Source organism: Spiroplasma endosymbiont of Poecilobothrus nobilitatus, assembly GCF_964030655.1.
Taxonomy (GTDB): Bacteria; Bacillota_I; Bacilli_A; order Mycoplasmatales; family Mycoplasmataceae; genus Spiroplasma.
Genome location: NZ_OZ034915.1, coordinates 806,887 through 821,564 on the forward strand (window position 1 = coordinate 806,887; position 14,678 = coordinate 821,564).

Annotated in this window: 17 protein-coding genes and 1 pseudogene; 6 read left to right on the plus strand and 12 right to left on the minus strand. The window is 25.7% G+C overall.

The features are described from left to right. Positions 1 to 7 precede the first annotated feature (7 nt). The 5 genes from AAHM76_RS04670 to AAHM76_RS08540 all read right to left on the minus strand — a co-directional run bounded on the left by AAHM76_RS04670 (position 8) and on the right by AAHM76_RS08540 (position 4,230). On the minus strand, positions 8 to 1,522 hold the full coding sequence (locus AAHM76_RS04670; protein WP_342255525.1) for a hypothetical protein: 1,515 nt from the start codon (positions 1,520 to 1,522) through the stop codon (positions 8 to 10). Positions 1,523 to 1,569: 47 nt separating this feature from the next. After that, a complete protein-coding gene (gene argS, locus AAHM76_RS04675) occupies positions 1,570 to 3,243 on the minus strand; it encodes an arginine--tRNA ligase (protein WP_342255526.1) in 1,674 nt (557 codons plus the stop codon). 99 nt (positions 3,244 to 3,342) lie between these two features. Next, complete coding sequence (locus AAHM76_RS04680; protein ID WP_158613888.1) at positions 3,343 to 3,519, minus strand: hypothetical protein; 177 nt, start codon at positions 3,517 to 3,519, stop codon at positions 3,343 to 3,345. Continuing rightward, entirely contained in the window at positions 3,520 to 3,894 is a 375-nt protein-coding gene (locus AAHM76_RS04685) for a DDE-type integrase/transposase/recombinase (protein ID WP_342255527.1), read from the minus strand. It abuts the gene before it with no gap. Positions 3,895 to 3,906: 12 nt separating this feature from the next. Next, the gene (locus tag AAHM76_RS08540) at positions 3,907 to 4,230 is read right to left on the minus strand and encodes an IS3 family transposase (RefSeq protein WP_425289465.1); all 324 of its coding nucleotides are present in this window, start codon (positions 4,228 to 4,230) and stop codon (positions 3,907 to 3,909) included. Positions 4,231 to 4,659: 429 nt separating this feature from the next. On the opposite strand from AAHM76_RS08540, the gene AAHM76_RS08545 reads away from it, so the two are divergent. Both AAHM76_RS08545 and AAHM76_RS04690 read left to right on the plus strand, forming a co-directional pair. Continuing rightward, entirely contained in the window at positions 4,660 to 4,806 is a 147-nt protein-coding gene (locus AAHM76_RS08545) for a transposase (RefSeq protein WP_425289466.1), read from the plus strand. Between the two features lie 57 nt (positions 4,807 to 4,863). Continuing rightward, entirely contained in the window at positions 4,864 to 5,337 is a 474-nt protein-coding gene (locus tag AAHM76_RS04690; protein WP_342255528.1) for a DDE-type integrase/transposase/recombinase, read from the plus strand. Positions 5,338 to 5,478: 141 nt separating this feature from the next. Here the strand turns inward: AAHM76_RS04690 and AAHM76_RS04695 are convergent, their stop codons facing one another. After that, positions 5,479 to 5,700, minus strand: a complete 222-nt coding sequence (locus tag AAHM76_RS04695; RefSeq protein ID WP_342255529.1) for a hypothetical protein — start codon at positions 5,698 to 5,700, stop codon at positions 5,479 to 5,481. Between the two features lie 106 nt (positions 5,701 to 5,806). Then, positions 5,807 to 6,211: a transposase gene (locus AAHM76_RS08550; protein WP_425289424.1), complete on the minus strand. Its 405-nt coding sequence runs from the start codon at positions 6,209 to 6,211 to the stop codon at positions 5,807 to 5,809. A gap of 54 nt (positions 6,212 to 6,265) precedes the next feature. On the opposite strand from AAHM76_RS08550, the gene AAHM76_RS04700 reads away from it, so the two are divergent. Further along, a protein-coding gene (locus AAHM76_RS04700; RefSeq protein ID WP_342255530.1) for an IS3 family transposase occupies positions 6,266 to 7,377 on the plus strand; the annotation gives its coding sequence in 2 pieces (ribosomal slippage) (positions 6,266 to 6,509 and positions 6,509 to 7,377; 1,113 coding nt in all). A 147-nt stretch (positions 7,378 to 7,524) separates the two neighbouring features. On the opposite strand, the gene AAHM76_RS04705 is transcribed toward AAHM76_RS04700, so the two are convergent. From AAHM76_RS04705 to rsmD, 3 genes are all read right to left on the minus strand, one after another. Beyond that, a complete protein-coding gene (locus AAHM76_RS04705) occupies positions 7,525 to 7,785 on the minus strand; it encodes a transcription antitermination factor NusB (RefSeq protein WP_342255531.1) in 261 nt (86 codons plus the stop codon). 253 nt (positions 7,786 to 8,038) lie between these two features. Then, positions 8,039 to 8,614 (minus strand): guanylate kinase, encoded by a 576-nt coding sequence (gene gmk, locus AAHM76_RS04710; RefSeq protein ID WP_342255532.1) that lies wholly within the window; start codon positions 8,612 to 8,614, stop codon positions 8,039 to 8,041. Position 8,615: 1 nt separating this feature from the next. Further along, positions 8,616 to 9,179, minus strand: coding sequence for a 16S rRNA (guanine(966)-N(2))-methyltransferase RsmD (gene rsmD / locus AAHM76_RS04715; RefSeq protein ID WP_342255533.1), 564 nt, complete (start codon positions 9,177 to 9,179; stop codon positions 8,616 to 8,618). A gap of 100 nt (positions 9,180 to 9,279) precedes the next feature. On the opposite strand from rsmD, the gene def reads away from it, so the two are divergent. Beyond that, positions 9,280 to 9,870, plus strand: coding sequence for a peptide deformylase (gene def, locus AAHM76_RS04720; protein WP_342255534.1), 591 nt, complete (start codon positions 9,280 to 9,282; stop codon positions 9,868 to 9,870). A gap of 125 nt (positions 9,871 to 9,995) precedes the next feature. Continuing rightward, a pseudogene (locus AAHM76_RS04725) lies at positions 9,996 to 11,107 on the plus strand (IS3 family transposase). 186 nt (positions 11,108 to 11,293) lie between these two features. Here the strand turns inward: AAHM76_RS04725 and AAHM76_RS04730 are convergent. Further along, positions 11,294 to 12,250, minus strand: a complete 957-nt coding sequence (locus AAHM76_RS04730) for an L-lactate dehydrogenase (RefSeq protein ID WP_342255535.1) — start codon at positions 12,248 to 12,250, stop codon at positions 11,294 to 11,296. Positions 12,251 to 12,404: 154 nt separating this feature from the next. Between AAHM76_RS04730 and AAHM76_RS04735 the strand changes: the two genes are divergently transcribed. After that, entirely contained in the window at positions 12,405 to 13,364 is a 960-nt protein-coding gene (locus AAHM76_RS04735) for an IS1/IS1595 family N-terminal zinc-binding domain-containing protein (RefSeq protein ID WP_342255536.1), read from the plus strand. 56 nt (positions 13,365 to 13,420) lie between these two features. Here AAHM76_RS04735 and AAHM76_RS04740 read toward each other — a convergent pair. Then, positions 13,421 to 14,532, minus strand: a protein-coding gene (locus AAHM76_RS04740; protein WP_342255537.1) for an IS3 family transposase whose coding sequence is annotated in 2 segments (ribosomal slippage) — positions 13,421 to 14,289 and positions 14,289 to 14,532 — 1,113 coding nt in all. Because the reading frame shifts where the segments join, the coding sequence is not laid out codon by codon here. Between the last annotated feature and the right edge of the window lie 146 nt (positions 14,533 to 14,678).

The window sequence follows — 14,678 nt, forward strand, 5'->3', positions numbered from 1 at the left end:
ATTTTATTTAAGTTTTTTTCTTGTTATTTGTTTCAGAATTAATATTTGATTTAACACGACTAATAAAACTTTCTCGTAATAATAGATTAACTTTCGGAACTAATAAACGTAAATGATTACGATATTCAGTTAAAATTAGGTCTGAGGTATAATAAAATATTAACAATAAAAGTAAAACAATTGTGGCACAAATTGTTGAAATAATTGTTGTAATATTATCAATTTGAATCACAAAACTATCAAGGGGAATATATTGTTGACCATAAATATATTCTTTAAATATACCAACCTTTTTATCACGCATCACATCATCAACAAATTTAATAATGAATTCTAACCCAAATCATAATAATTGAAATTGCGCTACAATCGGTTTATTTGTTGGTGAACGATATTTTCATTCACACGTCATTGCAAACAAAATGTTAAAACACATAGCAAAAGCTAATCCATTAATAACTTGCAATGCTAAGTAAGCTTCTGGCGAATGATTAAATGCAGTAATACTAAAGAAAATAAATCATAGTAATAACCCTAACCCAAAGCAATATTTAACACCAATTTTATTATAAAGTAAATGACAAGCTAAATAAGCACCAAAAAATTGTGGAATTAAGAATAATTGTTCATTTAAACGAACAAATTGGTTGACTTTTCAAACATCATGGTATTTTTCTCATGTGCGTTGACCTAACAATCAAATATAAATATTTGATTGAGACACTTCTTTTAAAATAATAATTAAAATCACCATAAAAAAGATAATTAATACTTTTCCTCATTTAAATGGTTCAAACATTTTTTGTTGTTCAGCCGTAAATGATGTTGATGTAAATTCTTTATGTGAAAATAAAGCATATAAAATGGTTGCACCTGCAATAGCAATTATTGCACCAATTCCAATAATTCCTATTTGCAAATTATTAGTTAAATTACTTCCTACTGTAATAACAATATTGTTAAACTCACTACCAAAAATAAGCGCAAATGTCATTAATGGTGCTACTAAACTAATTGTTTTAAATGGAAAAAACTTACGGCCATATGCCTCATTATATGATAAAAAATAACTAGCCTTCGTAATAATTCCAAAACCAAGAAAAATTGCCGCGATAATTAATGTTGGCACTGAAGGATAAACAATTAAAATAAAAATTCCAAGCATTGATATTCCAAACATTGTATATTGAAAAAAATGTCAGCCAATAAGAGAAAAAACCTTATGTAAAAATACATAAGGAATCATCGCTAAAAAAGCATAAAGAGAAAGGGAAGTTGCTGCAATAATGGCAATTACTTCCATATTATTAATTGATGCGGCAAAGAATAAATCACGGAACTCAAAATTATCACCAATAATTGCTGATAATGCAAATCAATATAAAAACGTTTGAATAAAGAATGCCTTCTGACTAGTATGTTTAATTTTAATGTTTTTTATTAAAATTAATATGTAAATAACAAATAACAATAATAACATTAATGGATTAAATAAAAAAACATCTCAATTATTTTGTAACACACCTGCACCCTCTTTCTGTCTTATAGATTATAACATAACCTAAATAATTACATCTGTTCAATAACATTAACCCCTAATAAATTAAAGGCATTTGATAAAACTTGATAAATTACTTCAATAAATACTAAACGCTGTTTTGTTAATTCTAAGTTATCTAAATTAATAACTTTTGTTTCATTATAATATGAATGGAATTGCCGCGCAATATTTTGCACATAATCACAGACAAGATGTGGTTGGCGTAATTTTGCTGCTCCTTCAATGCAACGATTAAATAAATCAATCTCATTTAAAAGGTCTAATTCTTTTTGTGATGTTAATAATTCAAAGGTTTTAACATCCGTAATATTAATTTTGCTCATTTTATCTTGTTTTAGCACACTATTACAACGCGCTGTTGCATATTGTGCATAATAAACAGGGTTTTTTGAAGAATGCTCTTTTAAAATATCAATATCTAAGTCCATATGACTTTGAGCACTTTTTGAAGCTAACATATAACGAATTGGGTCAACTCCAATTTCCTCAATTAAGTCAATTAATCAAACTGCTGTCCCTTTTCGTTTACTCATTTTATATTCAACACCGTCTTTAATCAACCGTACCATTTGAATCATGTCAATATCTAAAATGTATTTTTTATAACCTAATAACTGTAACCCCGCTAACATTCGCACAATATAACCGTGATGATCACCACCCCAAAAATTAACCAATTTATCTGCTTTGCTTCGCATTAAACGTTCATTATGTGATGCTAAATCAGGAGTAATATAAGTTAAATCACCATTTGATTTAACTAAAACACGATCTTTATCATCACCAAAGTCAGTTGTTTTTAATCATAACGCACCATCTTGTTCATAAGTCTTTCCCAGTTTGGCATATTGTGCTAACGTTGCATCAATTTTTCCTCCCTCGTACATTGAAGCTTCAGAAGAATAATATTCAATATCAACTCGAAATAATTTTAATTGTTTTTTAATAATATCTAAAAATAAATCAACTGATTTTTTGCGAAACATTTCGTGTACCTTTGGATCACTAATTTTATAATCCTTATCAAAAGTTAAATTAATAAATTTATCTTGATAATTGTCAACAAAATATTGTGTAACATCATCATACATATCGCCACGATATGCATCGGGAGGTAATTCGGTTTTTTTACCTAATAAATTTAAATAACTAACAAAAACCGTCACTGCTAAAGTATTTATTTGATTACCAGCATCATTAACATAATATTCAGTTTGAACATGATAACCAGCTGCTCGCAAAATCCGAGCAACACTGTCACCAATGGCACCATTCCGAGCATGACCAATATGTAAAAATCCCGTTGGATTAGCTGAAACAATTTCTAAATTATAAGTAAAATTCTTTGGAGCTGAATATCCATATTTTTCTTCTCGTTTTAAAACCTCATTAATAACTTGATGTAACTGATCATCAGCTAAGGTAAAATTAATAAATCCCGCGCCAGCAATTTCAATCTTTTTAAAATATGATTTATTATTTTTTTCAATAAAAGCAATAACTTCTTCAGCAATTTTATTTGGTGCCTTTTTTAATTTTTTTGCTAGTAACAAAGCCAAATTGGTTGATAAATGGCCAAATCCTTCTTGACGTGGTTTTTCAACCATCACTGGTGTTGTTAAATTATTTGCCTTTAAGTACTCTTGTAACAGATTTTCAATTAATTTAACATTCGTATTCATAATTGTGCTTCCTTTCTTCTTTTATTTATATATATTTTACATAGTTTTTATAATTACTAGAGTGCATCCATTTTAGTAAGTACTAATAAAAAGTATTTACTATTTTTTAATTATATCTTTTTCTTTACGATTTGAATATCATGTATTTCATTTTATAACATCTTGTATATATTCTTCATGTGAATTATATATTTTATTATGGATTGTAGCTTTCTTAAGTAATGAATGAAAACTTTCTATAACAATATTATCTGCACAGTGGTATTTTTTCCCCATTTAAATTATAATACCGTTAGATAAACATTTATCGTAATAAATAGTGGATGTATATTGATATCCGTGATCTGAGTGAATTATTATTCCATTCAGATCTTTTTTTATTAATTTTATTTTATTAATTGCATCATTTAAATTATCCATTACTAATTTATTGTCATTATATTTAGATCACTTTACATCAACTATTTCTTTATTATATCCATCAATAATTGTTGATTGATAATATCTTTCTCCTTTTCAAATTAAATATGTTACATCAGTATATAGTACTGAAAACCTTGTTTTTATATCATTGAATTTACGTTTAATTAAATCAGGATATTGCAATAAGCTTTTTTCTTTATTCTGTTTATACTTTATTTTTCTTCTCATTTTTCTTACATATTAAGGTTGTATTTGATTATCGCGCATAATTCTTAAAACTTTTTTTGAATTATATTTTATACCATAATCTTCTTTTAAATATTTAGTAATTCTTCGATAACCAAATTGTTTTAAATTTTCTTCATAGACTTTTGCAATATCATTTATTGCTTTTTTATCTTTTTTGCTACTGTCATAATTTTTATATTTATTTCAATAACTACGTTTTAACCCTGTTACTTCTAGTAATAATTTTATTGAATATTCACGACAATTTTGTTTAATAAAAGAGGCTATTCAAGACTGCGCCCCAAAAAGTAAGTAAAATAAAAAAGATTTTGTTAAATTTTTATAGGGGGTGCATTTTTATATGGCAAAAAAAGGACAAAAATATAACAAATATACATCATAATTTAGAACAAAAATCATTGAGGAAATTAAACAAAAAAGTTGTTGAATAGTAGCAAAACAATATAATATAAATGCAAATACAGTAGAATCTTGATGAACAAATCATAAAAAAGGAAAATTAAACAATCCTAAAGGACCTAAAATTTCTTTTGGCAAAAGAAATTTAGAATATTATAAAACAAGGTATGAATTATTAAAAAAGCTCCATGACTTTTACAATTAAGCAAACTAATAATAGTCTCTTTTATTAAACAAAATTGTCGTGAATATTCAATAAAATTATTACTAGAAGTAACAGGGTTAAAACGTAGTTATTGAAATAAATATAAAAATTATGACAGTATCAAAAAAGATAAAAAAGCAATAAATGATATTGTAAAAGTCTATGAAGAAAATTTAAAACAATTTGGTTATCGAAGAATTACTAAATATTTAAAAGAAGATTATGGTATAAAATATAATTCAAAAAAATTTTTAAGAATTATGCGCGATAATAAAATACAACCTTAATATGTAAGAAAAATTAGAAGAAAAATAAAGTATAAACAGAATAAATAAAAAAGCTTATTGCAATATCCTGATTTAATTAAACGTAAATTCAATGATATAAAAACAAGGTTTTCAGTACTATATACTGATGTAACATATTTAATTTGAAAAGGAGAAAGATATTATCAATCAACAATTATTGATGGATATACTAAAGAAATACTTGATGTAAAGTGATCTAAATATAATGACAATAAATTAGTAATGGATAATTTAAATGATGCAATTAATAAAATAAAATTAATAAAAAAAGATCTGAATGGAATAATAATTCACTCAGATCACGGATATCAATATACATCCACTATTTATCACGATAAATGTTTATCTAACGGTATTATAATTTCAATGGGGAAAAAATACCACTGTGCAGATAATATTGTTATAGAAAGTTTTCATTCATTACTTAAGAAAGCTACAATCCATAATAAAATATATAATTCACATGAAGAATATATACAAGATGTTATAAAATGAAATACATGATATTAAAATCGTAAAGAAAAAGATATAATTAAAAAATAGTAAATACTTTTTATTAGTACTTACTAAAATTGATGCACTCTATTCTTAGTTTGCTTAATTGTAAAAGTCATGGATCTTTTTTAATAATTCATACCTTGTTTTATAATATTATAAATTTCTTTTGCCAAAAGAAATTTTAGGTCCTTTAGGATTGTTTAATTTTCCTTTTTTATGATTTGTTCATCAAGATTCTACTGTATTTGCATTTATATTATATTGTTTTGCTACTATTCAACAACTTTTTTGTTTAATTTCCTCAATGATTTTTGTTCTAAATTCTGATGTATATTTGTTATATTTTTGTCCTTTTTTTGCCGTATAAAAATGCACCCCCTATAAAAATTTAACAAAATCTTTTTTTATTTTACTTACTTTTTGGGGTGCAGTCTTTACTTATCTTTTTTTTCTAATTTTACAATAATAAAATCCATCAGTATTATTTTCGGTAGTAAGAAAAAAGCTTAGGTTTTAAATTGTCAATAAAAATGGATACGAAAAAAGAACTATAGGAATGAAGTCTGTACTCAACGGGGCTCATTCCTTTTAATTTTGTTAAAGGACGGTAATTATTATAAAAATTTACATAATTATGTGTAACTTTCATTAAAACTTCTTTTGTTCTGTTGCTTTTAGGAATTAAATTTAAACATTCATATTTATAAGATTTAAATCACGTTTCACAACAACCATTATCAGCAGGATTGCTTTTCCGAGACATTGACATTCACATATCTAATTGACCAGTTAAAATATTTCATTCTTGTTTAATGTACTGAATACCATGATCACTATGGATTATTACATTTTTGGGTTTTGGATAGGCTACAATTATTAGGACCATAATTATATAGACTTCAAAATTAGATAAAATTATTAAGAAAGAAGGAATATAAAAATGGGAAATAAAACTTCATACTCTGAAGAATTTAAAAAACAAATTGTCATGCTATATAAAAATGGTAAAAGTGTTATTAATCTAGGGCAAGAATATAATTTACCAAAACCAACTATTTATAGTTGAGTTAAAAATTATAATAATTCTGGTTCATTTAAAGCAAAAGATAATCGCGCTTTCGAAGAAAATGAATTAATTTACTTGCGAAAAGAAAACAAACAATCACGAATGGAAAATGACATTTTAAAGCAAGCCGCACTGATAATCGCCAAAAAATAACAATAATTAATAACAACAAAACAAAATATTCAGTAAGAAAAATATGTAAGATTTTGGGTTTATCAAAATCAACGTATTATTATCAAACTAATAAATGTATTAACAAGCAAGTTAATAATTATGAACAAGAAATTATCAGTGCTTTTAATAAAAGTCGCAAAATTTATGGGGCTCGCAAAATTAAAGTTATTTTAAACAGAAAAGATATCATCTTATCGCGGCGAAAAATCAGATTCTTTATGATCAAAAATAATTTGGTTTCTAAATACACCAAATTAAAATATCATAATCATAAAACAACAGTCAATAATGACCAAATTAATAATATTTTAAATCGTCAATTTAACAACAAAAAACCTAATGAAGTTATTGTTAGTGATTTAACATATGTTAAAGTTGGCGCTAAATGACATTATATTTGTTTATTAATTGACTTGTTTAATCGTGAAATAATTGGTTATAGTGCTGGGCCGAATAAAACAGCCGAACTGGTCCAACAAGCTTTTCATAAAATAACACGACCATTAAATCAAATAACTCTATTTCATACTGATCGTGGTAATGAGTTTAAAAATAAAATCATTGATGAAATTTTAATAACTTTTAATATTAAAAGATCATTAAGCAATAAAGGCTGCCCTTATGATAATGCTGTGGCTGAAACAACTTACAAAATTTTTAAAACTGAATTTATTAAGGGTAAAAAATTTAAAAATTTAACACAATTAAAATACGAACTTTTTGATTTTGTGCATTGATATAACAATATTCGAATTCATGGCAGTTTAAATTATTTATCTTCAGTTACTTTTATAAAACAAATGTCTATATAAAAAGTGTCCTAAAAAGTGTTGCCATTCCAATACTAAACTTTTTGTTAAATTATAATTTGAATATTGAGCTAATAATTCATCTAGACTAATTTTTAGGGTATTAACGCGAAATGAAATTTTTAGAATTGTTAAACTATCAACCATTACTTACCGAGCAATATCTTCACTATATTCATTACGAAGAATTAAATATAATGATGATGGAAAACTATATTTAATACTTATTTTTTTTGTTTCATAAGCAATCTTAATTTCAAAAATCTCATCTTTACTGTCAAAAATCTTTTTTAACGTAGCATTAATAAAACCAGCATATTTTGGACTAAGACTTTTACTAATATTAACAGCTTCATTAACAATTGCATAATTAGGGATACGATCTAAAAAACGAAATTGATAAATACTCATTCATAATAGAACTTGTAATTTTTGATTAGTTTTTTGGATTCAATAAATTGATTAGCAATATATTCTAAATACAATTTATTTTTTTAAAGTACCATAAACAATTCGATAAATTAAAGTTTTATCTTGGTCAGTAAAATCATCATTTTGATCTACAGTATTTGATAATAAATGATTACTAAACTTATTTTTTGCAAAAATTTTTTATAAGATATTCCATGCTATTTCTCTTGCTTGCATTTCTTAATCCTTTAAACTACGAGCGATTAGCAATTTCTTGTTCTAAAATTGTTTTAATTTCTGCAACTGCTTGTTCTACAGTGTTATTTACCACAACATAATTATAATTACTTTGCAATGGAAGTTCATCAGCTGCTTTTGCTAATCGTGCTTGTAATACTTCTTCGGGTTCACTTTTTCGGCCTCGAATTCGTTTTTCTAATTCTTCTAAACTTGGTGGAATTAAAAAAATTGAAACTGCATCAGTTACTTTCTGTAACACTTGTGTTGCACCTTGTACTTCAATTTCTAATAAAACATTTTTTCTATTATTAATTTGTTCAATACAATATGATTTTGGCGTACCATAATAATTACCTACAAATTCAGCATATTCTAATAATTCATCATTTTTAATTGCAGCTTCAAATGTTGGTTGGTCAACAAAAAAATAATTTACCCCTTCAACTTCATCCCGCCTTTTTGCTCTTGTTGTCATTGAAACTGAATAAGCCAAATTCAACTCCTCATATTTAAAAAGTTCTTGGTATATTGTCCCTTTCCCGACTCCTGATGGGCCAGAAAAAATAATTAAAAAACCCTTTTTATACACATTAATGTTCTCCTTTTTCTAATCTTAATATATACAAATACTTTTTTTTATATGTTTTACAGCGTAACATAACTAAATTAAATTGATAAAATGACAACACTTGATTTGATTCACAAACTATTATTCCATAGTTATTGATAATATTGTTATTCAATATTATAGTAATAATATCATAATAATACTCAATTTGTTTAAAAGGTGGGTCTAAAAATAAAATATCAATTAATACTTTTTGTTGTATCATTCAATTTAATAAAACTTTATAATCATAATTTAATACCTTTGCATTATTTATTTTTAAGTTATTTAAATTAGTTTCAATAATTTTGCAGGCACCCTGGTGCGAATCATTAAAATAACATTGTTGTAACCCTCGTGATAACCCTTCAATTCCTAATTGACCACTTCCAGCAAAAATATCTAATCCAATTTTATTTTCATAAATAAAATAATTATCTAAAATATTAAATGTATCTTCTTTAACACGGGCCGTCATTGGCCTGGTATTCATTCCATCTAATGTTTTAATTTGATAACCCTTATATTTTCCACTAATTATGCGCATCTTCTTAACCCTTTTCTTTCTTTTTTTTATTATACTAAAACTTTAGAATTTTCTTTAATAATTGCTGAATATGTTATAATTTTTTAAGAGGTGATTTTTAATGTTGCAAAATGAAAAACCAACTAAAGACTGACTAATATTTGATGATACACCGTCAATTCGACAACCATCAATTGATGTCTCTTTACCATTAGCGCCCGAAAATGAACTTGTAATGCAAAAATTAATTGATTTTGTAAGATATTCCCAAGATCCGCAAAAAAATAGTGGTCATACAATTAGACCAGCTGTTGGTTTAGCCGCTCCTCAAATTGGACATAATCTTAAAATGTATTATATTCGAATTGAAGAGACAAATGACGAAACAGGAGATAAAAAAATAATTGAACATGCAATGATTAATCCTAAAATTATTGGAAAAAGTGATCAAATAGCTTGCATAGAAGAAGGCGAAGGCTGTTTAAGCGTTAATGGTGATAAAGAAGGTTTTGTCCCTCGTAGTTTTCGAATTATTATTGAAGGTTATGATTATTTAAAACAACAACAAGTAACAATTACTGCACGCGGACTTGAAGCAATTGTTTTTCAACATGAACAAGGACATTTAGAAGGTAAATTATATTATGATTTAATTAATAGAAAAGCACCTTGAACAAAAAAAAGTGATTGAATTAGAGTGCACCCATTTTAGTAAGTGCTAATAAAAAGTATTTACTATTTTTTTAATTATATCTTTGGATAGGCTACAATTATTAGGACCATAATTATATAGACTTCAAAATTAGATAAAATTATTAAGAAAGAAGGAATATAAAAATGGGAAATAAAACTTCATACTCTGAAGAATTTAAAAAACAAATTGTCATGCTATATAAAAATGGTAAAAGTGTTATTAATCTATGGTAAGAATATAATTTATCAAAACCAACTATTTATAGTTGAGTTAAAAATTATAATAATTATGGTTCATTTAAAGCAAAAGACAATCGCACACTAGAAGAAAATGAAATAATAACTTTACGAAAAGAACTTAAAGACTTGAAAATGGAAAATGACATTTTAAAGCAAGCCGCACTGATAATGGCCAAAAAATAACAATAATTAATAACAACAAAACAAAATATTCAGTAAGAAAAATATGTAAGATTTTGGGTTTATCAAAATCAACGTATTATTATCAAACTAATAAATGTATTAACAAGCAAGTTAATAATTATGAACAAGAAATTATCAGTGCCTTTAATAAAAGTCGTAAAATTTATGGGGCTCGCAAAATTAAAGTTATTTTAAACAGAAAAGATATCATCTTATCGCGGCGAAAAATCAGATTCTTTATGATCAAAAATAATTTGGTTTCTAAATACACCAAATTAAAATATCATAATCATAAAACAACAGTCAATAATGACCAAATTAATAATATTTTAAATCGTCAATTTAACAACAAAAAACCTAATGAAGTTATTGTTAGTGATTTAACATATGTTCAAGTTGGCGCTAAATGACATTATATTTGTTTATTAATTGACTTGTTTAATCGTGAAATAATTGGTTATAGTGCTGGGCCGAATAAAACAGCCGAACTGGTCCAACAAGCTTTTCATAAAATAACACGACCATTAAATCAAATAACTCTATTTCATACTGATCATGGTAATGAGTTTAAAAATAAAATCATTGATGAAATTTTAATAACTTTTAATATTAAAAGATCATTAAGCAATAAAGGCTGCCCTTATGATAATGCTGTGGCTGAAACAACTTACAAAACTTTTAAAACTGAATTTATTAAGGGTAAAAAATTTAAAAATTTAACACAATTAAAATACGAACTTTTTGATTTTGTGCATTGATATAACAATATTCGAATTCATGGCAGTTTAAATTATTTATCTCCAGTTACTTTTAGAAAACAAATGTCTATATAAAAAGTGTCCTAAAAAGTGTTGCCATTCCAATATAATTCACATGAATAATATATACAAGATGTTATAAAATGAAATACATGATATTCAAATCGTAAAGAAAAAGATATAATTAAAAAAATAGTAAATACTTTTTATTAGTACTTACTAAAATGGGTGCACTCTAAAAAAAGTCATCTTAAATATTACTTATTTTAATGCTGCAATAGCAACATTTAAAGCTTCATGTAATTGTGTCGCTGATTTTTCAAATTTAACTTGCTCTTCTTTTGTTAATTTTCACTCAATAATTTCTTCAATCCCATTAGCACCAATAACTGCTGGTACACCAATGTAAGTTCCCGTAACATTATATTCGCCTTCACATTTTGCACCAATTAAAAAGGTTGATCTTTCATCATTTAAAATTGCTTTTGCAATTGATGATAAACATACGCCAATTCCATAAAAAGTTGCTTTTTTCAAATCAATGATTGTATAAGCCATTTTCATCATTTGTTGGTGCATATCTTCTAAATCTTTTTCTGTTAATTTTCCTTCCGCCACAAAATCAGCAATTGATTTTTGCATAATTGAAGCTTTTGATCAAACAGAAACTGATGAATCACCATGTTCACCCAAAACATAGGCATTAACACTAGCTGGAGCAATGTTTAATTTATTACCAACTAATCTTCTTAAACGTGCTGAATCTAAAGTTGTTCCTGAAGAAATAACTTTATTTTTTGAATAACCAGTTACTTTTTGATAAACTGATGCCAGAACATCCACCGGATTTGAAGCAATTAACGTAACACCCTTAAAACCTGAGGCTTTAATTTTTAAAGCAATATCTTGCATAATTCTTGCATTATCAGCAACCATATCTAATCGTGTTTCACCATCTCGTTGTGGTCTTCCTGCTGTAATAACAATTAAATCAGCATCTTTACAATCACTATAATCACCAAGTTTAATTGTACTAAAACGATTTTCTAAAACAGCAGTTGCATCTGATAAATCAATAGCATTCCCTTCTGCTGCTTGTCGAAACGCATCAATTAGCACATAATGTTGTGCAATCCCTCTGTTCATAGCTGAATATAAAAAGCTGTTTCCAACCATTCCACATCCAACTAAAACTACTTTTCTCGTTGAATTTTCCATATTTTTTCTCCTTTTAAAAATCTCCTACTTTATTATAGCAAAAAAATAAAAAATTTTTTTTTTAAAACGGCCTTTAATTTTGTAGAAAACTCTTGATATTTATAAAATATACCTAAAATTAGGTATATTTTATAATATAAGAGGTGAATAATTAATGGAAAAAATAATTGAAGAATTAATAAATAGTTTAACAGATGATCAATTTTTAGAATTTCATGAAAAAGTCAAAAAAGAAGCAGAATTAATTAAAAAACAAAAACGCTTAAATGAAATTGATCAAAAATTTAGGGATAAAGGTATTAAATGTCCTAATTGTCAATCTTTTTATTGTGTTAAAAATGGTCATAATCCTGAAGGGAAACAAAAATATTTATGCAAAAAATGTCGTGCTAGTTTTGATGCTTTTCGTGATCATTTTACATATTGAAGTCATTTAAATTATGAACAGTGAAATTTATTGATTCAAATTTCATTATTAGGCCAATCTAGTAAAATGATTTCCCACTTTATTAAAACATCACCGAAAACCGCTTGATATAATCGCCAAAAAATAATGAAATCAAAACAATTAGAAAACACCCAATTAAAATTTAAAATGTTAAATGGCCAAATTCAAATCGATGAAACATTTATTAAAGAAATCCACAAAGGTAATTTTAAAGATAAATTTGATAAAAGAAAAATTCATCTTGATTCATTTTCAACCAACACTAAATGTTCTATTCAAATGGCTGTTGATAGCAATAATAATATTTATGTTAAATCAACCAACACAAAACGATTACAAAAACAGTGAATTATTGAAAATATTAATAAACAATTAATCAAAGAAAATTCAATTATTATTTCTGACATGCAACCATTATATTTATTAGTAGCAAAACAAACAAATTCTATTTTATTAGCAACTAAAACTAGCGCAAATTCTGATGCTAGTTATCGGAAGTTAAATAAAATTAGTAAATTACAATCAAATCTTAAAGAATCCTTAATTCATTATCATGGCTTAGGTTTCACGAACATTCAAAATTATTTAAATCTCTGAAAATGAAAATACCAGCATAAAGGTTTAACGCCAAACCAACAATCATCGGTATTATATTTTAACGTATAAAAAAGTTAAATAACAATATTAAAAGTTTGGAATGGCAACACTTTTTAGGACACTTTTTATATAGACATTTGTTTTCTAAAAGTAACTGGAGATAAATAATTTAAACTGCCATGAATTCGAATATTGTTATATCAATGCACAAAATCAAAAAGTTCGTATTTTAATTGTGTTAAATTTTTAAATTTTTTACCCTTAATAAATTCAGTTTTAAAAGTTTTGTAAGTTGTTTCATCCACAGCATTATCATAAGGGCAGCCTTTATTGCTTAATGATCTTTTAATATTAAAAGTTATTAAAATTTCATCAATGATTTTATTTTTAAACTCATTACCAAGATCAGTATGAAATAGAGTTATTTGATTTAATGGTCGTGTTATTTTATGAAAAGCTCGTTGGACCAGTTCGGTTGTTTTATTCGGCCCAGCACTATAACCAATTATTTCACGATTAAACAAGTCAATTAATAAACAAATATAATGTCATTTAGCGCCAACTTGAACATATGTTAAATCACTAACAATAACTTCATTAGGTTTTTTGTTGTTAAATTGACGATTTAAAATATTATTAATTTGGTCATTATTGACTGTTGTTTTATGATTATGATATTTTAATTTGGTGTATTTAGAAACAAAATTATTTTTGATCATAAAGAATCTGATTTTTAGCCGCGATAAGATGATATCTTTTCTGTTTAAAATAACTTTAATTTTGCGAGCCCCATAAATTTTGTGACTTTTATTAAAGGCACTGATAATTTCTTGTTCATAATTATTAACTTGCTTGTTAATACATTTATTAGTTTGATAATAATACGTTGATTTTGATAAACCCAAAATCTTACATATTTTTCTTACTGAATATTTTGTTTTGTTGTTGTTAATTATTGTTATTTTTTGGCCATTATCAGTGTGGCTTGCTTTAAAATGTCATTTTCCATTTTCAAGTCTTTAAGTTCTTTTCGTAAAGTTATTATTTCATTTTCTTCTAGTGTGCGATTGTCTTTTGCTTTAAATGAACCAGAATTATTATAATTTTTAACTCAACTATAAATAATTGGTTTTGGTAAATTATATTCTTGCCCTAGATTAATAACACTTTTACCATTTTTATATAGCATGACAATTTGTTTTTTAAATTCTTCAGAGTATGAAGTTTTATTTCCCATTTTTATATTCCTTCTTTCTTAATAATTTTATCTAATTTTGAAGTCTATATAATTATGGTCCTAATAATTATAGCCTATCCAATACGTTGATTTTGATAAACCCAAAATCTTACATATTTTTCTTACTGAATATTTTGTTTTGTTGT